This window comes from Haloferax marinisediminis, assembly GCF_009674585.1.
Lineage (GTDB): Archaea > Halobacteriota > Halobacteria > Halobacteriales > Haloferacaceae > Haloferax > Haloferax marinisediminis.
This window is the reverse complement of record NZ_WKJP01000001.1, coordinates 182,672-202,801: the sequence shown is the minus strand read 5'-3', so window position 1 is coordinate 202,801 and position 20,130 is coordinate 182,672. Positions and strand designations below refer to the sequence as shown.

Genomic DNA, 20,130 nt, shown 5'->3' with positions numbered 1-20,130 from the left:
CGTTCTTACGTGAAGGCGGTCCCATCCCCCACTATGTCGTCTGATTTGCGCCGAGGTCGCTCGGTCCTAACCACGAGGAAAACAACGCTTAAGCGCCGGCCTTCCCTGTTCGTCCATAGAATGAGTACGACGTGTCGTCTGCCGCGACGTGCGCGATTTGGACAGGGAGGTGACGCCTGATGGGCGTCATCGAGGACGTGTACGAGGACCTCGATACCGACGTCGAGTTCGAGAAGTTCGAGGCCGCGGTAAAAGACAAGGTCGAACAGATGGGCGGCCTCGCCGACGAGGAGACGGCGGCGATGCTCATCGCCCACGAACTCCGCGACGAGGAAGTAAACGGCATCGCCGACATCGAACCCGGGATGGAGGACGTGAAGTTCCTCGCCAAGGTCATCAGCATCGGCGAGATTCGGACCTTCGAACGCGACGGCGAAGACGAAGACGGTCGCGTCCTCAACATCGAAGTCGCCGACGAGACCGGCCGCATCCGCGTCTCGCTGTGGGACGAGATGGCTGTGGGCGCCGAGGAGAACCTCGAAGTCGGAACCGTCCTTCGCATCGCCGGTCGGCCGAAAGATGGCTACAACGGTGTCGAAATCAGTGCGAACAAGGTCGAAGAAGACCCCGACGCCGAAGTCGACGTCCAGATTCTCGATAGCTACCGAGTCGAAGACCTCGCGCTCGGACTCTCGGACGTGAACCTCAAAGGGAAACTCCTCGACACGGGTGAGGTTCGGACGTTCGACCGTGACGACGGCTCCGAAGGCCGCGTCTCGAACCTCTCGCTTGGCGACGCAACGGGTCGCATCCGCGTGACGCTCTGGGACGAACGAGCAGACCTCGCAGGAGAACTCGACACCGGCGAGTCCGTCGAAGTCGTCGATGGCTACGTCCGCGAACGTGACGGGTCGCTCGAACTCCACGTCGGGTCGCGCGGTGCAGTCGAAGTCATCGACGAGGACATCGAGTACGTCCCCGAGACGACAGACATCGAAGCGCTCGAACTCGGGCAGACGGTGGACATCGCCGGTGGCGTCATCGAGTCCGACGGCAAACGAACCTTCGACCGCGACGACGGGTCGCAAGGACAGGTCAGAAACATCCGCGTGAAGGACGACACGGGCGACATCCGCGTCGCACTCTGGGGCGAGAAAGCGGACACCGACGTCGACCTCGCCGACTACGTCGTCATCACAGACGTCCAAATCAAAGAGGGCTGGCAAGAGGACCTCGAAGCGTCCGCCGGCTGGCGGTCGTCTATCACGGTCATGGACGACGCCCCCGGCAACGCTGGTGGCAGCGACGCAGAGACGTCTGCGTCCAGCGACCAGGGACTCGGCGCGTTCTCGGGTGACTCGAGTGCGGCCAGTTCGACCGCGTCGACCGACTCGTCTGCGGACTCGTCTAGCGCCAGTGCAGACGGTGAACCGGTCGAGTTCACGGGGACAGTCGTCCAAGCCGGCAACCCTGTCATCCTTGACGACGGGACACAGACGAAGACCGTCGAGACTGACGCCGAACTCGGACTCGGCGACGAGGTGACGGTCAACGGAGCCGAGACCGACGGTCGCATCACTGCGGACTCGGTCGAAGTCCACACGGGCGCAAAGCGGTAACCTCGCTCGGGCGCCGCCGACACAGTCGCTGTCTGTGTCGTCTGAACCGCCTCTGTCAACCGTATGACGCCACTCAAGACCGGTTTCAGGAGCTGTGCGCCCGATAAAATACAGAAGCCACCGCGACGGAAAGGATTATACGCCGGACGGACCCGATATGTGGGTATGAGTGTCGAGCTACCGTTCGCCCCGGTAGACGCGATTATCCGGCAGAACGCGGGTGACCTTCGGGTCAGTGCAGGCGCTGCAGAGGAGCTCGCTCGTCGGATTCAGGACCACGGTGCCGAGTTGGCAATCGACGCCGCCGAGCGGGCGACGGCGGACGGTCGCAAGACGTTGATGGCCGAAGACTTCGGCGTCCAACAGGTCGTCGACCGAGACGACCTCTATCTCCCCGTCGCGCCCATCGACCGTATCGCACGCCTCCAGATCGACGACCGCTACCGCGTCGCGATGGATGCTCGAATCGCACTGGCCGATATCCTCGAAGACTACGCCAACAACGTGGCGAGCGCTGCGGTGAAACTCGCCCACCACGCCGACCGACGAACGGTGCAAGCCGAGGACATCGAGACCTACTTCTCTCTCTTCGAATAATGCGCTTCGGCTACAGCGAAACGTGTCTCGACCACGATACCGGGCCACGACACCCAGAGACGGCAGACCGTCTTCGTGCGATTCGACGCGGACTGGCGAAACGCCACGGCGTCGAGTACGTCGACGCAGCACCGGCCGAGAAATCGACTGTCACCGCCATCCACGACGCAGACTACGTCGACGAGTTCGAATCGTTCTGTCGTGGCGGCGGCGGGAACTGGGACCCTGACACGGTCGCTGTCGAAGAGTCGTGGGTCGCCGCCCTCGCGTCTGCCGGTCTCGCCGAGTGGGGCGCACGCTCGGCACTCGCAGGTGACGATGGCCGTGATACACCGTTCTCGCTTGGCCGCCCACCGGGACACCACGCCGTCGTGGACGACGCCATGGGCTTTTGCTTCTTCAACAACGCCGCCGTCGCCGCACAAGCAGTCATCGACGATGGCCTCGCCGAACGCGTCGCCATCTTCGACTGGGACGTCCACCACGGAAACGGCACGCAGGACATCTTCTACGACCGTGACGACGTGTTCTATGCGTCGATCCACGAAGACGGCCTCTACCCCGGGACGGGTGAAGTCGAAGAGACTGGTGCCGACGGCGCGGAGGGGACGAACCTCAACGTCCCGCTCCGTGCCGGTGCTGGCGACGCCGACTACGTCTACTCGTTCGAAGAGACCATCGAACCGGCAGTCGAGGAGTTCGACCCCGACCTGTTCATCGTGAGCGCCGGGTTCGACGCGCACCGACACGACCCAATCTCGCGGATGCGCGTCTCCACCGAAGGCTACGCGATGCTCACCGAACGAGTCCGGGACCTCTGTGAGAACACCGACGCCGCGCTCTCGTTCGTTCTCGAAGGCGGATACGGTCTCGACACGCTCTCAGAAGGCGTCGCAATCGTCCACGAGACGTTCGACGGCCGAATCGCGATGGACCCCGACGAAGAACCCGACCAGAAGAACGTCGACCTCGTCGACGAAATTCGCGACGTTCACGGCCTCGGGTCGAAGTAACGACCCAACTCTGAACCGAACGTGTCGGCGAGGGCGGCGACCTCGTCGGCGACGAGAACCTCGTAGCCGTCTTCTCGCAGTGTCGATTCGACGTGCTTGCCGAGTGCAACGTCGAACAGTGACTCGCTCGTGAGGAACGCCGTCGCAGACGTGAACTCTCGGTCCCGTTCGACGACGTACCGGTCTCCATCGAGGAACGGGCCATAGTGGTCCTCGCCGTCTGCGTACGCCCCGTAGAACCCTTCTGCGTGCTGTCTGACGTGCACTGGTGGCCCGTCGTGTCGTTCGACGGCGGGCCGTTCTGCGACCGAGAGTTCGACGAACAGCACTGCGTCGTCGGCAGCGAACGTCTCCGTTCTGAACACGTCGAACCCGCGCCGGTCGAGGCCGTCCGCGACGCCATCGAGCGACTTCCGAAGTTGAGGGTAGAGCTGGTCGTCGACGAGGTCGGGGGCGTCGAAGACGATGGCGACAGGTGTGGTGCCGCGGCGCTCGAGGTGGGCTCGAACACCGTCTGCATCGAGCGCAGGTGGGTCGGGGAGGAAAAAGAGGTCCTCGCGTGGGTCCGCGAGCAGACTGCGAGCGTAGTGCTGGAGGCGAGCGACGTTCTCCGCCGAGCAGACGGCCGCGACGTTTCGCTCGGGGTCCGTCGGGTCGATGACGACAAGCGGGTCGGAGAAGGTTCGTGTGCCGTGGTCTTCGGGGTCGAATTCGACTTGTGGGTTCCAGTCTGCCGCAGCGCGGAGGAGTGGTTCGAAGCCGCCGTATTCGAGGATGAGGAGTTCAGCGAGGTATCCAGAGAAGCCCTCTGTCCGGAGGTCACTGCCGTAGGCACCGATTCCTTTCAAGAAGCGTTTGAACACACGAACGTCGGCGGCGAGGTCGTCGTCGAGGCGTTCTGTGAGGTAGGCGTTGTGGAACGGTGTCCGGTCGACTGCAGAGCGGATGTCGGGTGCCGTCGGCACGTCGTAGCACGGGACGAGGTCGACGTCGAATCCGTCGTAGTCTCCTTTGACGTAGGGGTGTTCGGCGTACTCTTCGTGACCGTCGGGGAGGACGGCGTGGCCGACGGCGAGACCGTACTCTTGCAGTTCCTCTCGCGTGAGGTCCTCGGGAAACCGGACGAAGAGGTCGATGTCACGGTCGCCAGAGAGCCACGTTCCACGGGCGGTGCTGCCGACTTGCAGCACGTCGGCGTCGACCGGCAGGTCCGCCAGCGCGTCGTGGACGCGGGACTCCAGTTCCGCCGCCGCATCGGCGAGCGCCCGACGTTCCTCCTCGTCGGGGTCGATACGCTCGCGGACCGCGGCGACGACTGCGTCGAGGTCCGAGTTCGTCATGGGCGTCAGTTCCGTGCCGGGTGGCGAAAGCGTGACGGTGCGCTCGCGACCGCGTGAGTCGCTGTCATCCGCCAGCCGTCGGGCAAAAACGAAAGCCCTATCAGGAAACGTCGAATACGAAGCATTGCAGACGAAAGCCGCCGTAGCTCAGTTGGTAGAGCACCTCGCTGTTAGGGATTGCAGTTCCGGCTGCTGTCCGCAGACACGAGGTTGTCCCAGGTTCGAGTCCTGGCGGTGGCGCTTCTCTCACTTTCAACGCTTTCCAGTGACTGCTATCTTCCCCGAGAATGAGTGTCTGACTTCGAAGTGACGACGCTCGTCCAAAACGAAATCCACTTCAAACTCCACTCGATATGTACGGGTGCGAGCCGCCGTAGCTCAGTTGGTAGAGCACCTCGCTGTTAGGGATTGCAGTTCCGGCTGCCGTCCGCAGACACGAGGTGGTCCCAGGTTCGAGTCCTGGCGGCGGCGCTTCCTTCATTCCCCCACCCCCAACCCGGTGAGCGGTGCGACCCGTCACCGTCGACGCCTTCTGATAAGACATAAGAGGGCGGCCGGAATAGAATCGACCGAGGGCCCCTAGCTCAGTCTGGTCAGAGCGCTCGGCTCATAACCGGGTGGTCATGGGTTCGAACCCCATGGGGCCCATGTGAGTGCCCGAGCGACAGCGAGGGCCGAACGTTCCCGCCATGGCGGTTCGAATCAGGGAGTGAAGCGAACGGAGTGAGCGGAATGACCGTGGTTCGCAACCCGATGGGCCATCATAATTTCAGTCGGTTCTTTGGTGACACTGAATCCCCATCACAGCCATCGGAATGTCTGAATCTGGCACTCTCTGCAACACCTGGACTGCAGTTCTCCATCTCACTGAGTCTCGAACTCTCAGAGAGGCTTCTATCGAAGTAGAAGATAGGCTACAGAGGATGTGAAAGTAGGACGTGTCCTTGTGAGGACGCTAATCACAACACTCTGTAACCCAAAAACACGTTCGGGAGATTTGTTGATAACTGTTTGGTATGCTTTCTTTCGGCTGAACTTCAAGCGCATCTCTCATACGAAGGTGAGCCGTAGCCGCTGGCAACCTCGGGGGTGGACCGAAGCAGACTCACCGTGAACGGTTCACGGGTTCGATGCCGGCTCAGTTACGGTTGTTGCGCTTTTCCGACCCAGACCCGAGTTCCTTCAGGACGTACAGACCACCGTTGCGGTCGGAGGCGTAAATCCACGGACTGTTCTTCTCTTTGTCGATGCCCCACACGTCCTGAATACCGCCGTTCTGGTCTTCGAACTCCTGTCCACCGGGGCTGTACCGGGCGACTTCGACGGGGTTCGCTGGGTCCGAGATGTCGACGATGAGGACGCCGTCGGAGTACCACGAGATGTACACCATGTCGTCTTCGACGATGATGTTGTGGACCGAGTAGGTACCACGTGGGTCGCAACTTGGGTCGCTGGGGTTGGCGCTGCACACCGTGTCGAACTCGCTGAGGAGGTCCGGATTCGATTCGTCGGAGTAGTCCCAGATGCGGACGTTGCCCCAGCGCTGGGGTTCCGCGGTGGCCGAGACAGATTCGCCGGCGGCACCCACGACGAGGTCCGCCGCAGACCCAACACCGAGAATCTTCAGGCCAGTGGAGTGGCCGACGAAGAGACCGGGGGTGTCGACTGCCGTGCCACCCATCGTCACGAGCGCGTCACCGCGTGCTTCGTCGTTGAACACGACCATCCCGGCGTAGCCAGCATCGACGATATTCTGTGCTTTCTGTGAGAATGCACACACGCCACGCTGGATGACTGCGACGTGGTCCGGGGAAGGTGCTGGCGGGACGGTTGCTGCGTCACACGCGAGGCCGACGTACGTGGTTGGTCCGCTCATCTCGCCACCGGGGAGTTCGACGATTGGGGAGGTAATCGCCCCTTCTGCGGCCGGGTACTCGTCTGCGTCTGGGCCACTGGTGATGTCGAAGGTGAGCGTGAATGGGTCGAAGTCCTCTTCGGTTTCGACGACGATGCTGCCGTCCTCGTTCGGGAACGCCTGGTGACTGTTGACTTCGCCGTCACCCACACTCGGTTCGATCGCCTGCGAGACGAGCGTCGGGTTGGCCGGGTCCGAGATGTCGAGGAGGACGAGGCCAGCGTCCCAGTTGGCGAGGTATGCGCGGGTACCGTCTTCGTTGACGACGATGTCGTGCAGGAAACGATTCTGCGAGGAACCGTAGCCGCTGAACAGGTAGGCGTCTGCTTCGAGTATGAGGCCGAAGTCGGTCGTCGAAGCCCAATCGACGTTGGAGTCGAACAGGCTCTCAGCACCCCATCCACTCACGAACACCGGGTTGGACGGGTCCGTGATGTCGTAAATCTGGAAGTTGCCGAGTTCGCTTTCGACGACTGCAGCGATGTAGTCGTTCGCCCCCTGTGTGAAGAACCAGAGGTTGTGGACACCGAAGTCGGTGAAGCCAAAGTTGTCACGCAAGAATGCATTCATATCGTCGGTCTGGACGTGTGCGAGGTGCTGTGGTGCGAGTGGGTCGTCCACGTTGTAGAGTTCGAATCCACCCGGACCGCCGCCACAGGACTCGTTGGAGTGCGCGAGGATGCGTCCGGAGTTCATGTTCGCGACCTTCACGTCGTTGGTACGACTGCCCGCAACCGAGGGGATGCTACCGACGTACTCGGGCTTGTTGGGGTTGTGGACGTCGAAGACGGCGATACCGGGGCCGAGGAGGTCGTCTACGAGTTCGCCGCTACCGAACCCGGCACCCGTCCCGCAGGGCGTGTTGAACGTCCCGATATAGGCATAGCCGTCGAGTGCCCACACGTCGGTCGTTCCGTTTGGAAGGAGGCGTTCGCCGCGTCCTACGAGTGCGAGATTCTTCACGACGTGAGCGGATGGGCCGCTGCTGACGACGCTGTTGTGTGTCGCATCGAGGTCGATGAGCGGTTGACTGGGGTCCGGTGCACCGTGATTGTGCAGCCCGCGGTGGACCTCGTGTTCGTCCGACTCGGTTGGGTCGTCGGTAACGCCACCCGGGTGGGCACTTCCGACTCCTGCGATTCCAGTGAGGCCGCCGACGCCGAGGAGCGTGAGCATCTTGCGCCGCGACACGGAGAGCCGAGAGCGGGATTCTGTTGGTACTGAATTGTCAGCTGTAGATTTCTCTGATGGCATGATTTTCCAACAACTGCGCGGAGGTCCCGACGTTCAGGGGGAGGGCAGTGTTGTGAACTCACTAACACTTCGAAAACGTATATAATTAACCGTGATAGTTTGGGACACCCGACTGTCGCACGAAATGACATAGTGCCGACACCGGAGTGACTGTCACGTGAACGGGTGGATAGGTGACCGCAGTTGGAGTCGTCACCTGTCGTGATGGATAAATTGACAGTACAATATACCAACTAATTCGTATGGAACTCCGACTTCGCCTCTCCATCTCTTCCAGATGGTTGTGGCCGCGGCCATCCTTTCGTCGCTCTCCGTCGTGCTCGCCCTGTTCGTGGCAGTCCTCGGCGCCTTTGCCGGGTTCGCGGTTCTTGGTCTCCTCACCACTCCGTTCGAGTTCGCTTACGGCCTGCCGCGACTCTTTGCAGTCCTCTCGCTCTCTCCCGACGGGTACGAGTGGCCTTTTCGGACTCATCCCCCGACAGCAGAGCGAATCGCTCGCCTCCAGCGACTCGCTGCAGAACAAGAACAGAGATAGCCGGGTCCGTTAGTCGGTCGAGAGGACTCGCGCACTCAGACGGCTGTTGCCGTTCGCCCGATTTTCGTCAGCGTCGCGATGCACACCCCGGCGACGATGACGTGCATCGCCATCAACACGAGGACGGCCGGAAGCGTCGCCTCCGGGTCACCGACCAATAGCCCGATGTCTGGAAGGAACGAGACGACCAAGACTGCGAGTGCGACGCGAAGGAACGTCCGGTCTGGATTCTCGACGCGGGTCGTGAGATAGCTGTAGACGAGTGTTGCACCGACTGCACCCGCACCCGAGAGGAACAGAACAGGTGGGTAGGCGAGTTGGGAATACGGCTGAACTGCCCCACTCGCGAGGACGAGCGCCAAGACGAGCGCGTTCGCGGCGAGCGAGAGCGCGACGGCAAGCACTCCTCGTCGAGCGAGTACCGACCGAGCTGGACGGACAGTTGGTGTGACTGTTGACATGGTAGTGTGTACTACGTCATCAAGGCGCATGAACTGCGCGTCACTCGACTCGAACGACCGAAAATAGACGGTACCAACTCGGGCGGGTCGACGGGGCGGAGTGGTCCGCCCCAACTTCCTGTTCAGTCCTGCGTCAGCAGACGGCGCAGGACGAAGTGGAGGATGCCACCGTTTTCGACGTACTTCACGGCGGCGGGCGTGCCGACCTGTGCGGTCACGTCGAACTCGATTTCTGTGCCGTCGTCTTTCGTGGCGACGACGGAGAGTTCGTCGTTGACTTCGAGGCCGTCGTCGAGGCCGTGGATGTCGAAGTGTTCCGACCCGTCGAGCCCGAGCGACCCCCACGAGTCGCCGTCTTCGAACTGGAGGGGAAGGACGCCCATGCCGACGAGGTTGTCGCGGTAGATGCGCTCGTAACTCTCTGCGATAGTCGCTCGCACACCGAGGAGGTCCGTTCCTTTGGCCGCCCAGTCACGACTCGACCCGGTGCCGAACTCGACGCCCGAGAGGACGACGAGCGGCGTTTCTTCTTCACGGTAGCGTTGGCTCGCTTCGAAGACGGTCGTCTCTTCGTCGGTCGGGAAGTGGATGGTGTACCCACCCTCGACGTCGTCGAGCATCTGGTTCTCGATGCGGACGTTGGCGAACGTCCCGCGCATCATGACCTCGTGATTCCCGCGGCGAGAGCCGTAGGTGTTGAAGTCGACGGGGTCGACGCCGTGGTCCATGAGCCACTGCCCTGCCGGAAGCTTCGAACCGAACGGACCGGCGGGACTGATGTGGTCGGTCGTCACGGTGTCGCCGAGCGTCAGGAGACAGCGCGCGTCTTCGATGTTCGAGACGCCGGGTGCTTCCAGTGGGAAGTCTTTGAAGAACGGCGGTTCGCGAATGTAGGTCGACTCGTCGTCCCACTCGTAGACGTCGCCGGTCGGTGCTTCGAGCGCCTCCCAGCGCTCGTCGCCTTCGAACACTTCTGCGTACTTCTCACGGAACATCGAGGGGTCGATGCTGTCGTGAATCGTCTGTCTGACCTCTTCTGGGTCCGGCCAGATGTCCGCGAGATAGACCGGGTCGCCGTTCTGGTCGGTCCCCAGCGGGTCGTGTTCGAGGTCGATGTCCATCCGGCCAGCGAGGCCGTAGGCGACGACGAGCGGCGGGCTGGCGAGATAGTTCGCGCGAATCTTCGGGTGGATACGCGCCTCGAAGTTCCGGTTCCCACTGAGGACGCTCGTCGTCCACAGGTTGTGTTCGTCGATGGCGTTCTCGATTGGTTCTGGGAGCGGGCCGGCGTTCCCGATACAGGTCGTACAGCCGTAGCCGACGACGTCGTAGCCGAGTTGCTCAAGCGAGGGCAAGAGGTCGGCTTTCTTCAGGTACTCCGTGACGACGCGACTGCCGGGTGCGAGACTCGTCTTGACGTAGTTCGGCATGTCGAGTCCCTTCTCGATGGCGTTGCGGGCGAGGATACCTGCGGCGACCATGACCGACGGGTTCGACGTGTTCGTACAACTCGTGATGGCGCTGACGACGACGCTCCCGTGGCCGATTTCGGCCTCGGTGCCGTCGTCCATCTCGACGGTGACGCGCTTGGTCAGCGGGTGGAGGTCAGCGTCTGCTTCGACAGCAGTTGTTCCCCCGTCGGTGTGCCCGCCTTCGCCCAACCACTGTTCGAGTTCACGTTCGTCGTAGTCGTCGAGTTCCTGTTCGAACTCACCGTGGACGAGTCCGCGGAAGTGCGTCTTCATGTCGCCCATCGGGATGCGGTCCTGTGGGCGCTTCGGCCCGGCGAGGCTCGGTTCGACCGTCGAGAGGTCGACGTCGACCGTCTCGGTGTACTCGGGGTGCTGTTCGCCGAACAGGCCCTGTGCGTCGAGGTAGGCGCGGACGAGTTCGATGTGGTCTGGGTCGCGGCCGGTGAGTTCGAGATAGTCCAGCGTGGCTTCGTCTACCGGGAAGACGCTGATAGTCGACCCCTGTTCGGGTGCCATGTTCGAGATGGTCGCCCGGTCGGGCACGGAGAGGTTCTTCACACCGGGACCGTAGAACTCGACGAATCGGTCGACGACGCCGACTTCGCGGAGCTGCTCGGTGACGTGGAGGACGAGGTCCGTCGCAGTCGCCCCCTCTGGAAGGGTCCCTTCAAGGCGGACGCCGACGACTTCGGGCAGTTTCATCGTGATTGGCTGGCCGAGCATCGCAGCCTCTGCTTCGATACCACCGACACCCCAGCCGACGACGCCGATACCACCAATCATCGGCGTGTGACTGTCGGTTCCGACGAGGGTGTCGGGTAAGAGCCACTGTTCGTCTCGCCACGTTCGGTCGTGGACGACCTGCCCGAGATGTTCGAGGTTTACCTGGTGGACGATACCCGTTCCCGGCGGGACGACCTGGAAGTTCTCGAACGCGTTTTGTGCCCACTTGAGCGCCTTGTAGCGCTCGGCGTTGCGCTCGTACTCCAGTTCGACGTTCTTCTCGTACGCGTCGGGCGACCCGAAGAAGTCGACCTGTACACTGTGGTCGATGACGAGGTCACAGGGGACTTCGGGTTCGACGATGCTGGGGTCTTTTCCCGAGCGGTCCGCCGCAGACCGAAGTGCTGCGAGGTCGACGACTGCGGGCACGCCGGTGAGGTCCTGCAACACCACACGCGACGGTGTGAACGGAACTTCGACGTTCGGGACGTCCGGTTCCCACGACGCCGCGTTTCGGACGTCTTCGTCGGTGACGATGTCGCCGTCGACGTTTCTGAGAACGGACTCCAACAGGATTCTGATACTCACTGGAAGACGGTCGAGTTCGCAGAGGCCCTGGTCTTCGAGGGCCGTCAGGTCCGCCATCTTGTACGTAGTTCCTCCGTGTTCGAATTCACGGATGGCTCCAAACGAATCTAAATCTCCCATAGACGTTCAGTAAGAACTCGTCCGGCTTGAATACGTAACTCGTTCTCACGACCTCGGAATCGGTCGAACACGTGCGGCCCGCGCAGAGCCTGTCAGAGTTGGTTGTACAGGGTCAGAGTCGACGAGTCGTGGTCACTTCGGCTTTCGAACGGCCTTGCCCAACGCTCCCGCGACGATGACACCACCGTGTTCGAGAAGTGGGTAGGCACACTCCCAGCAACTGTACCACATCTCGTGTCCACGGGCGACAACTACCTCGGCGCGGTCACCACATTGATAACAGGGTTGCCGGTCGGGTGGATGGATGACGCGCATGGTCGAATCGTACTACTCTTCGGGGACTCCCGCGACGCCGACGAACTCGTTTACCTCGTCCTGGACGTATCGGCGGACGCGTTCACTGTAGTCCCAGAGCAAGTCGTTGAACTGTTCTCGTTCCGGTTCGGTCAGGCTCTCTTCGCCGCGTGACCACTCGACTGGAATTTGGGGATGGTGCGTACAGACGACCGAGAGCGGATGGTTCTTCGGGTGGCCCATGACGATGTCGTACTCGTCGGTGCCCCAGAGCCCCCCGTTGCCGTCGGTGGCGAGTTCTTCGTCGATGTGGTCGAGAAGCTGACGCTCCTCTGCCGTGACGACGGCGTCGTCGCCGGCGAACAGTTCACGGTACGTCCTGTCACGTGCCGTGTAAATCCACCCGTCGAGTTTGGTCCGGGCCTGTTGGAGGAGTTGTCTGTCAGCTTCCATGGGTGTATAGTGGGGCGCCGAGGTGATATGATTACGCCCCGGTGTCTCACTCGTACTGATACTCGCACGGAGTATCACACGATTCGTTCGGACCGTCCGCACGGTGCAGACTCACCCTTTGATGTTCGCGAGCGGCGACATCCGCGCGACTTTGGTCCCGATTCCGAGTGCGTCGCTGACCCGGACGACTTCGTCGATGTCTTTGTACGCCCCGGGCGCCTCTTCGGTCAGGGTCCCGCCGGACCGCGCACGCACGAAGATGCCACGGGCACGGAGCGCCTTCTGGAGTTCACCAGCGGTGTACTCACCTTTCGCCTGCGTCCGCGACTTGAGCCGACCGGCACCGTGGGCCGTCGACCCGAAACTGAGTTCCAGTGACTGCGGGCCGCCCGCGAGGACGTACGAGTGAGTGCCCATGCTCCCGGGGAGGAAGACGGGTTGGCCGACGTTTCGGTACGCGTCTGGGATTTCGGGCCGTCCGGCCGGGAATGCTCGTGTCGCGCCTTTTCGGTGTACGAGCAGCGATTTCTCCCGCCCACGGACGGTATGGCGTTCCTCTTTTGCGATATTGTGGCACACGTCGTAGACGAGTTCGACCGCTGTCGCGTCGAAGAGTGCGCCGAACACCTCGCGGACCGCCTGCGTCATCGCTTGCCGGTTCGCCCACGCGAAGTTGGCCGCGCCGTTCATCGCCCCCCAGTATTTGTCGGCGAGTGGGTCACCGAGCGGAGCGTAGACGAGTTGTCTGTCCGGGAGTGACTCGACGAGGTCCGGATACGCCCGCTCGAACTCTCTGATGAAGTGCGAACACGTCTGGTGGCCGAGGCCACGAGAACCCGAGTGAATCATCACGACGATGTCGTCGCTCTCGATGCCGAATGCTGCCGCCGTCTCCGGGTCGTACACCTCGCCCACGCGCTGAACTTCGAGGAAGTGGTTCCCCGAGCCGAGCGAGCCGACCTGATTGACACCGCGTTTGAGGGCCTCGGTCGGGACCGCGTTCGGGTTGCCCGGAAGGCAGCCGTTTTCTTCACAGTGGTCGAGGTCGTCCTCGGTAGCGTGGCCCTTCTCTAGCATCCACTCCATCCCCGATTCGAGGATACCACGCACGTCTGAGATATCTGTACGGAGATAGCCACCCTTCCCCAGTCCCGTCGGGATGGTCTGATACAGACGGTCCGCGAGAATTGCTTCCTGTCCAGCGATGTCTCCGTACGAGAGTCCCGTTCGGAGCAACCTGACACCGCAGTTGATGTCGAACCCGATGCCTCCCGGACTGATGACGCCCTCGTCGAGGTCCACAGCGGCGACACCACCGATGGGGAATCCGTACCCCTGATGTCCATCCGGGAGGACGAGAGCGAACTTCTGGATTCCCGGGAGTGTCGCGACGTTTCGTACCTGCGTGAGCGTGAGGTCACCTTCTTCCAGCATCTCCTCGATGAGGGACGCTGACCCGTAGACTCGCGCTGGGACGTGCATCTCCCCAGTTCGTTCGATTTCGTAGACGTTCTCTCTGCGTTCGACGAGTTTCACCATCTCACCACCACCGACGTATACTATGCTAACAGACCGCATAACGGTTAGTGAGATAGTGTGTTTCCATTACTCAACTGACAACATTCAACATCTCATCTGGCGTACTCTGTGTATGGACATCTCGAATCTCGTCGACAGAGATTTTCCGACGGTCGGGCCAGATACGCGTGTCTCGAAGCTTCAGGGTATGTTTCAGGAGACGGGCACGAAGGCGATCGTCGTCGTCGACGACGACGAGTACCTCGGTCTCGTCACGCTTCGGCAGATGAACGTCACTCACCGAGACCCTGATGCAAAAGCCCGGGGCGTCCTGTGGCACCCTGCAAAGGTCGACGTGGACGAAGACGTTCGGCGCGTCGCCCGCCTCATCCTCGCGAGCAGAAGCGAGGTCCTCCCCGTTTTCGACGGTGACGACCTGTACGGTACCGTTTCGACCGACCGAGTGCTAGAGGCGGTACAGGAGTTTCTCGGCGTGCTCACCGTCGAAGACGTGTACACCGACGCACTCGTCACGGTGGGACGAGAGGCGACGTTCGGTGAGGCGCTCAACACCTTCCGTGAGAACGGTATCACTCACCTCCCCGTCGCCGAGGGCGACGACGTCGTGGGTGTCGTGAGTCTCTACGACATCCTCGACTTCACGACCCGTGAGGTGAGCAAACCGTCAGGCGGGTCGTCAGGCGGGTTCGACGTCTCCAGTGGCGACGCCGCGCCCGGGTTCCGGTCGGCAGGTGGGATGGGTGACCGTGCCGGCGAAATCGAACGAATGCTCGACCTCCCCGTCGTGGACGTGATGAGCGCACCCGTCGCGACAGCACTCCCGAACGAAGGACTCGACCACGCCGTCGAACGCATGTTCGAAGAGGGTGTCTCTTCGCTCATCGTCCTGCAAGAGGACGCGCCGGCAGGAATCGTCACGAAGACCGACGTCCTCGAATCGCTGACGTGGACGGGCGAATCGAGACTTCCAGTCCAGATTACGAACGTCAACTTGCTGGACGACATCTCTCGCGAGGAAGTCGTCAAGATGGTCGAGGGGTTCGCCGACAAGTACGGCGGGCTGACGATACTCGAAGCGAACGTCTACCTGCACGAACACGACGAGAAACTCCGTGGCACGCCGCTCATCATGGCCCGCATCCGTCTGTTCACCGACAAGGGTCACTTCGTCGGCACGGGTGAGGGCTACGGAGCGTCACACGCCTTGCACCTCGCACGGAACATCGTCGAGCGGCAGTTACTCGAAGGGAAGACACACGACGAGACGAAAAAGCCCCCATCAGACCCTGACGAGTACTGGTCGAAGGTGTTCGGATGGTGGCTAACCGCCCCACCACGCCGTCGGTAACACTCCCTCTCTTCGCCCACGTTGAGGAGCCTGCCACGGTACGTGCAGTAGTACCCGTCGAACTGGCGGGAGAACGTTGGGAGCACTCCCGTACGAACGTCGGCGTCAGCATCGAGCGGGCCGAGCGTGTCGAGCATCGCGTACCGACCGTCACAGACGAGCACACGGAACGATGAGTACGACGTCGATTCGGACGCAGAGCACGTGGCGAAAGGTCGCCGGCATCGTCCTCGCACTCTCCGGATTTGCACTCTACGTCTGGGTCGTCGGAACGACGGCAGTGGTCGATGCCGTCGGTGCGGTTTCGAGACGTACCGTCGTTTCACTCGCGGTCCTCGGCCTCGTTCCGCTCGTCGCCTGGGGGACAGCACTCGGGGTGGTGCTCCGGCAAATCGGGACACAGGTGTCGTTCTGGAGAGCGACGGTTCTCTTCACGGCGATGGAGTTCGTCAACGCCATCACGCCGTTCGGGCAGACTGGCGGGACACCCGTGAGTAGTCTGCTCGTCGCGTGGGAGTGTGCCATCGACTACGAGCGAGCATTCGCTGCGGTCGTCGGCGTCAACGTCGTGATTCGACTCGCTTCGGTCGCGCTGGGTCTCTTCGCTGCCGTGGTCTACTCGTCTCACCTCGTGGTCGTGGACAGCGTTCGGAACATCGCTGCACTCGTCGTCGCCGTCACCGTGGGTTTCCTCGTCGCCGGTGCTGTGCTGTGGATAACCCGGCACGACGTCGAACCGGTCGTTGGCCGAGCGCTCGGACGACTCACACAGTGGAGTGGTCGCTGGATTCCGGGTGTCTCTCCTCCAGCTCCTGAGCGTGCCGCCCATCGAGTCAGCCAGTTCGTCGCGACACTCGACGAGTTGGCGGCCAACCCGTGGCGACTCGCCGTCGTCTTCGCACTCGCGGTGTTCGGGCAGTTGTCGGTGGCGGCGGCGCTCTGGACCGTCCTGGACGCTCTCGGTGTGACGCAACCGCTCCTGCTCGTTCTCGTCGTCATCCCGCTGGCCAAGGTGAGTGGTCTCGTGCCGACGCCCGGGGGTATCGGAAGCGCAGTCGTCGTCTTGTCCGGACTGCTCGTGGCGATGACGGGCATCGCTGGCGCCCTCGCAACTGCCGCCGCACTCGTCTATCGAGGAACGGTCTATTGGTTCCCGACGCTGGTTGGGGTCGTCGCAACTGTTGGGCTCTTCCTCTCTGGACGGCAATCGACTCGCCCACGGCAGTCACGCTCTACACAAGTCACCGCGTTCGTTCTCGCTGGGAGTCTCTCGGCCGCCCTCCTCGTGGTGGTCCACTCGCGAACGCTCCTGGTCGAACCGGCCGATGCCGTGGTCCACGCTCTGTTAGACGGTGGAATCGGTGTCCTCGGGTTCGCCGTCGTGTGGATTCTCCTTACGACCGCGACGCGATGACGGCAGTGAGAATGTGGTAACTGCAACGGCGACGGGATGGTCACAGTGAGAATGTGGTAACTGCAACGGCGACGGGATGGCCGCAACAGTGACGTGGTGGCAGTAGTGACGACCGGTGCGACACTCAGGTCGATGCCGCTGCTAACTTCTCTCGCAATCGGTCGGCGTCGACTTCGAATTTGAACGCGGGTCGGCCATCGACGTACACGTAGGGGACTCTGTCACCGTACGCTTCCAGCAACTCGCGGTCTGTATCGACGTCGACGAGGTCGATATCGACCGGGACACCTTCGTCGTCGGCCACCTCGCGGATGGTCGCTTCGGCCACCTCGCAGAGGTGACACTGTTGACGGGTGTAGATGACGACGGAGACTGGGTCGCTCATCGGCCGTCTACTCTTCGGCGACGCCCGTGAACTCGTCGATCGGCATCACGGAGTAGTCGACGCTCAGCGTGTCCCGAGTCGCCCGAATCTTCCCGACGAACGTCGAGATGTCTGTGAGTTGCCCTTCGAGGACGAACAGTTCCATGCAGTAGTGGTTGCCGACGTGGTTGTGGAAGTTCGACTTGACGAGGCCTTCGTACTCGTGGCGCAGGCCCATCATCCGTTCTTCGACGCTCGTCGTCTCGTAGTCGAAGATGACCGTGACGACGGCCATCAGCTCACGGTCTTCGAGTCGCTTGTCTTCGAACTCACCGAGGAGGTTTCGAGATGCCTCCCTGACGACTTCACTCCGCCCGGTGTAGCCGTGCTCTTCGGCGAACGAGTCGATGCGCTCCAGAAGTTCCTCCGGCATGGAGACGCTGACGACAGTCATGTATTAACTGCGGGCGTTTCAATTAATAAATATTCGTATCTCTCGGGGGATTCTCCTTCGCTGGGGTCGTCGTCGCCCTGTCTTGTCAGCGGTCCATCTGCTCTGAACCGAGCGCTCGAATCTGGCCGGAAATGGTCGTTCTGCGGTGCCTCAGGCGGGTACTGGCGGCAGCTGGTGAACGTCGCCGTTTTCACCAGAGATAACCAAGGCGAACTGTTGATATAGGAGAAGCGACCAGTCACGAATCAATCGAATCCTCGTATGGCGACCACACCTGACACCGAACTCTCCGAGACGCGAATCCACGAGGTACTGAGTAACGACCGCCGTCGGATGGCAATCGAGTTTCTCCAAGACGGAGACCTGACACTGCGCGAGCTCTCGGAACGAATCGCGGAGGCCGAGACGGGTGAGTCGCCCCCACCACGCAATATCCGACAGAGTGCGTACGTGTCGCTCCAGCAGACCCACATCCCGAAACTCGACGAACTCGACATCGTCACGTACGACGAAGGCTCGAAGACCGTCTCACTGGCAGAGGCGGGCGACGTCACCGTCTACATGGAAGTCGTCCCCGAGGGTGAACTGTCGTGGAGTGAGTACTACACCACGCTCTCTGCGCTCGGACTCGTCCTCATGACCGCCGTCGCCGCCGAAGTCCCCGTCATCTCGTCGCTCGGTGCCCCCGTCCTCGCGTCGGTCGTGTTCGCTGTCATCGGTGGTTCTGGGCTCTACCAGCGCTGGTCTCAAGAGAACTAACGACACCGCAGTCGGAGCGTCGCTGTTCGTCATCAACGTTCGACTCAGTTAAATTCCGAGAATCCGAGACACAAATAAGTGCGTTCAGCCGAATCCTTTCACTCGAACATGAGTTACAACGTCGTGCTCAGCGACTTCCACATGGTCGACCCCGAGCACCAACACCGTATCCTCGGGGACATCGCCGAGATTCACGTCGCCGAACTCGGGTCCGAAGACGCCCTCGTCGAGGCGTGTCGCACGGCCGACGCCGACGCCGTCGTCACGGACATCAACACGCCGGTCACCGCCGAGGCGCTCTCCCAACTCGACCTCTCGGTGGTCGCTCGGGCGGCCGTCGGATTCGACAACATCGACGTGGAGGCCGCCGCAGCGCACGACGTCGTCGTCACCAACGTTCCGGCGTACTGTACGGACGAAGTGGCAACCCACAGCGTCGCCCTCCTCTTGTCGTGTATCCGGGCCACTCCGACCTACGACCGAGCGGTTCGCGCTGGCGAGTGGCCGGCGACCCCCGGCCGAGAACTCCACCGGATGAAGGGCCGCACGCTCGGATTCCTCTCGTTCGGAGCGATTGCACAGCGAACTGCCGAACTCTGCTCAGGATTCGGTGTCGATACCGTCGTCTACGACCCGTACGTGGACGACGAGGTGCTCGACGAGTACGGCGTCGAACGCGTCACGCTCGACGAACTCTACGCTCGCACGGACTACTTGTCTGTCAACGCGCCTGCGACGCCGGAGACCCGTGGGATGGTCGATGCCGATGCGTTCGCCGCTCTCGACGACGATGCCATCGTCGTCAACACCGGCCGCGGGGCAGTCATCGACGAAGACGCACTCGTCGACGCCCTCCGTGAGGGCGACATCGCCGCCGCCGGCCTCGACGTGTTCGAGGAAGAACCGCTGCAGGACGACTCACCGCTCCGTCAGTTAGAAAACGCCGTTCTCTCGCCACACGCCGCGTGGTGTTCGGTCGAAGCGAAAGCCGAGGTGAACGAACAGACCGCTTCCGACATCAGGCGCGTCTTCGAGGGTGAGGAACCGACTGCGCGAGTCGACCCGAGTTGGAACTAACCTGCGCGCCGGAACCGTCTCTCAGCAGTAGGTTTCGCGCATCGTCTGCGCGAACAACCCGTCTCTGTCGAACGCGATGGCGACGAGGACGAACTCTTCGTCGAGCGGGCGAATCACGAACACCTCACGAGGTGCATCGGGAACGGCCGATTCGCCCCCTGCATTTGCGTCGGTTACCCTATCTTCATCGTCCACCCTGTCTGCGTCGTCCGCCTCGGCTTCGAGACGCCCGAGCAACGGGTCGAGCGGCAGGACACCGTCTCTGAACTCGTCGAACAGGTCACGCGCGCCGGGTTGTTTTGCGAAGACGTAGAGGACGGCGTTCGGGTCGCCGTCGGTGCCGTACGTGACGCGAGAACCAATCGCCTCACCGTCGGCGGTCGCTCGCCACGTGTCGCGGGCGGCCTCGAACAACCCTGTCGCCGCGCCGACGAAGCGAAACCGTGTCCGGTCGACAACCGACACCTCGGTGAACCGGGGGTCGCCGTCGTCCCACGTCAGCGTCGCCTCGACTTCGTTGCCGGGTTCGAGTGCCGAGACGGATTCTCCGAGGTCGCCGTCGTACCCAGTCTGCGGGACGTACGTGGGTGAGAAGGCGTCGTCGGCGTCGGCCGCCGCACCCGGGTCGGTCCAATCGACGGCTTCCGCTGGGCGTTCGAGTAAGAGGAGTTCGTCTCGCTCGCGTGGGCTACGGTAGACGCGAAATCGCCCGGCCGTCGTGACCTCCATACCTGCGGCTACTTTGCGGACGAAAATACGCCTGCCGGTCCAGACCCGGGCGGTCGAAAACA

At 62.2% G+C, this 20,130-nt stretch carries 18 protein-coding genes and 3 tRNA genes; 11 read left to right on the top strand and 10 right to left on the bottom strand.

Features of this window, described 5'->3' with window-relative positions; translation table 11 throughout:
- Positions 1–179: 179 nt before the first annotated feature.
- From GJR98_RS01040 to GJR98_RS01030, 3 genes are all read left to right on the top strand, one after another.
- Positions 180–1,619: a single-stranded DNA binding protein gene (locus tag GJR98_RS01040; RefSeq protein WP_151134616.1), complete on the top strand. Its 1,440-nt coding sequence runs from the start codon at positions 180–182 to the stop codon at positions 1,617–1,619.
- 165 nt (positions 1,620–1,784) lie between these two features.
- Entirely contained in the window at positions 1,785–2,216 is a 432-nt protein-coding gene (locus GJR98_RS01035; RefSeq protein WP_058572727.1) for a histone, read from the top strand.
- Positions 2,216–3,229 carry a histone deacetylase family protein gene (locus GJR98_RS01030; RefSeq protein WP_151134614.1) on the top strand — a complete coding sequence of 338 codons (1,014 nt, stop codon included), beginning with the start codon at positions 2,216–2,218 and terminating at the stop codon, positions 3,227–3,229. Before GJR98_RS01035 ends, GJR98_RS01030 begins: the two co-directional genes overlap by 1 nt.
- Here GJR98_RS01030 and cca read toward each other — a convergent pair.
- Positions 3,208–4,569: a CCA tRNA nucleotidyltransferase gene (gene cca / locus GJR98_RS01025; RefSeq protein ID WP_151134612.1), complete on the bottom strand. Its 1,362-nt coding sequence runs from the start codon at positions 4,567–4,569 to the stop codon at positions 3,208–3,210. The two genes, GJR98_RS01030 and cca, sit on opposite strands and share 22 nt — an antisense overlap.
- Positions 4,570–4,705: 136 nt before the next feature.
- Here cca and GJR98_RS01020 point away from each other — a divergent pair.
- The 3 genes from GJR98_RS01020 to GJR98_RS01010 all read left to right on the top strand — a co-directional run bounded on the left by GJR98_RS01020 (position 4,706) and on the right by GJR98_RS01010 (position 5,217).
- Positions 4,706–4,809 (top strand) — tRNA-Asn (locus GJR98_RS01020).
- A 127-nt stretch (positions 4,810–4,936) separates the two neighbouring features.
- Positions 4,937–5,040, top strand: a tRNA-Asn gene (locus tag GJR98_RS01015).
- Positions 5,041–5,142: 102 nt separating this feature from the next.
- A tRNA-Ile gene (locus GJR98_RS01010) sits at positions 5,143–5,217 on the top strand.
- A gap of 490 nt (positions 5,218–5,707) precedes the next feature.
- Here the strand turns inward: GJR98_RS01010 and GJR98_RS01005 are convergent.
- Positions 5,708–7,675 (bottom strand): PA domain-containing protein, encoded by a 1,968-nt coding sequence (locus GJR98_RS01005; protein ID WP_151134610.1) that lies wholly within the window; start codon positions 7,673–7,675, stop codon positions 5,708–5,710.
- A gap of 340 nt (positions 7,676–8,015) precedes the next feature.
- On the opposite strand from GJR98_RS01005, the gene GJR98_RS01000 reads away from it, so the two are divergent.
- A complete protein-coding gene (locus tag GJR98_RS01000; RefSeq protein WP_151134608.1) occupies positions 8,016–8,273 on the top strand; it encodes a hypothetical protein in 258 nt (85 codons plus the stop codon).
- A gap of 35 nt (positions 8,274–8,308) precedes the next feature.
- On the opposite strand, the gene GJR98_RS00995 is transcribed toward GJR98_RS01000, so the two are convergent.
- The 5 genes from GJR98_RS00995 to GJR98_RS00975 form a co-directional block, all read right to left on the bottom strand.
- Positions 8,309–8,734 (bottom strand): DUF6069 family protein, encoded by a 426-nt coding sequence (locus tag GJR98_RS00995; protein WP_151134606.1) that lies wholly within the window; start codon positions 8,732–8,734, stop codon positions 8,309–8,311.
- A 122-nt stretch (positions 8,735–8,856) separates the two neighbouring features.
- Entirely contained in the window at positions 8,857–11,637 is a 2,781-nt protein-coding gene (gene acnA / locus GJR98_RS00990) for an aconitate hydratase AcnA (protein ID WP_151134604.1), read from the bottom strand.
- Between the two features lie 132 nt (positions 11,638–11,769).
- On the bottom strand, positions 11,770–11,952 hold the full coding sequence (locus GJR98_RS00985) for a hypothetical protein (protein ID WP_151134602.1): 183 nt from the start codon (positions 11,950–11,952) through the stop codon (positions 11,770–11,772).
- A 12-nt stretch (positions 11,953–11,964) separates the two neighbouring features.
- Positions 11,965–12,384 (bottom strand): DUF7539 family protein, encoded by a 420-nt coding sequence (locus GJR98_RS00980; protein WP_151134600.1) that lies wholly within the window; start codon positions 12,382–12,384, stop codon positions 11,965–11,967.
- 111 nt (positions 12,385–12,495) lie between these two features.
- A complete protein-coding gene (locus tag GJR98_RS00975; protein WP_225316347.1) occupies positions 12,496–13,923 on the bottom strand; it encodes an RtcB family protein in 1,428 nt (475 codons plus the stop codon).
- Between the two features lie 112 nt (positions 13,924–14,035).
- On the opposite strand from GJR98_RS00975, the gene GJR98_RS00970 reads away from it, so the two are divergent.
- Both GJR98_RS00970 and GJR98_RS00965 read left to right on the top strand, forming a co-directional pair.
- Positions 14,036–15,271, top strand: coding sequence for a CBS domain-containing protein (locus GJR98_RS00970; protein WP_151134596.1), 1,236 nt, complete (start codon positions 14,036–14,038; stop codon positions 15,269–15,271).
- Positions 15,272–15,443: 172 nt separating this feature from the next.
- Positions 15,444–16,685, top strand: a complete 1,242-nt coding sequence (locus GJR98_RS00965; protein WP_151134594.1) for a lysylphosphatidylglycerol synthase transmembrane domain-containing protein — start codon at positions 15,444–15,446, stop codon at positions 16,683–16,685.
- A 124-nt stretch (positions 16,686–16,809) separates the two neighbouring features.
- On the opposite strand, the gene GJR98_RS00960 is transcribed toward GJR98_RS00965, so the two are convergent.
- Together GJR98_RS00960 and GJR98_RS00955 are read right to left on the bottom strand one after the other, a co-directional pair.
- Positions 16,810–17,070, bottom strand: a complete 261-nt coding sequence (locus GJR98_RS00960) for a glutaredoxin family protein (RefSeq protein ID WP_151134592.1) — start codon at positions 17,068–17,070, stop codon at positions 16,810–16,812.
- A 7-nt stretch (positions 17,071–17,077) separates the two neighbouring features.
- The gene (locus GJR98_RS00955) at positions 17,078–17,503 is read right to left on the bottom strand and encodes a CopG family ribbon-helix-helix protein (RefSeq protein WP_151134590.1); all 426 of its coding nucleotides are present in this window, start codon (positions 17,501–17,503) and stop codon (positions 17,078–17,080) included.
- A 261-nt stretch (positions 17,504–17,764) separates the two neighbouring features.
- Here GJR98_RS00955 and GJR98_RS00950 point away from each other — a divergent pair, with 261 nt between their 5' ends.
- Together GJR98_RS00950 and GJR98_RS00945 are read left to right on the top strand one after the other, a co-directional pair.
- Positions 17,765–18,262, top strand: coding sequence for a DUF7344 domain-containing protein (locus tag GJR98_RS00950; protein WP_151134588.1), 498 nt, complete (start codon positions 17,765–17,767; stop codon positions 18,260–18,262).
- A 108-nt stretch (positions 18,263–18,370) separates the two neighbouring features.
- On the top strand, positions 18,371–19,339 hold the full coding sequence (locus GJR98_RS00945) for a C-terminal binding protein (RefSeq protein WP_191965397.1): 969 nt from the start codon (positions 18,371–18,373) through the stop codon (positions 19,337–19,339).
- A gap of 21 nt (positions 19,340–19,360) precedes the next feature.
- Here GJR98_RS00945 and GJR98_RS00940 read toward each other — a convergent pair whose 3' ends face one another.
- A complete protein-coding gene (locus GJR98_RS00940; RefSeq protein WP_151134586.1) occupies positions 19,361–20,068 on the bottom strand; it encodes a DUF6663 family protein in 708 nt (235 codons plus the stop codon).
- Positions 20,069–20,130: the final 62 nt, after the last annotated feature.